This is a genomic window from Streptomyces sp. SID12488 (genome assembly GCF_010548275.1).
GTDB lineage: Bacteria > Actinomycetota > Actinomycetes > Streptomycetales > Streptomycetaceae > Streptomyces.
In genome coordinates, this window is the sequence record NZ_JAAGLT010000111.1 from 1 (window position 1) to 572 (window position 572).

A 572-nucleotide genomic window follows, 5' to 3' on the forward strand; every position below is an offset into this window, starting at 1 on the left:
CGGAGAACGGCGCGGTCCGGCTGAACTCGCTGGTCGAGGCGCTGCCGTCCACCGCGCGCATCTCGCTGTTCTGCCACTCGTACGGCTCGGTGCTCTGCGGTGTGGCCGCTCCTGGCCTGCCGTCGGAGAAGATCTCCGACATCACCGTCTTCGGCAGCCCCGGGATGCGGGTGAGCCGCGCCGCGCAGCTGCACACTTCCGCCAATGTGTGGGCCGCCCGCGATCCGAGCGACTGGATCGGCGAGGTGCCGCACCTGGAGATCGCCGGCCTCGGGCATGGCGCCGACCCGGTCTCGGCGTCCTTCGGGGCCCGTGTGGTCGGTACCGAGGGCGCACTGGGGCACCCCGGCTACTTCGCTCCCGACACCGAGAGCCTGGCGAACTTCACCGACATCGCCCTCGGCCAGTACGGCGCGGTGCAGTGTGCGCCGAACCGCGAGGACTGCGCGTCGGGCCTCGGCCAGGGCTGAGCCGGAGTCGCAGGGGTGGTTCCGGGCCTGGCGCCCGGAACCACCCCACGCGCGTTTTTGCGGCCGGTTCGGCAGTTGATCCCACATTCGGCCCTACGATGA

The 572-nt window shown here is 71.3% G+C and carries 1 protein-coding gene; it reads left to right on the forward strand.

All coding sequences use genetic code 11. The annotated features are described in order from the left end of the window. Positions 1 to 470: alpha/beta hydrolase (locus tag G3I56_RS42740; protein ID WP_239135475.1), on the forward strand; the 470-nt coding region annotated here is incomplete at its 5' end. Positions 471 to 572 lie beyond the last annotated feature (102 nt).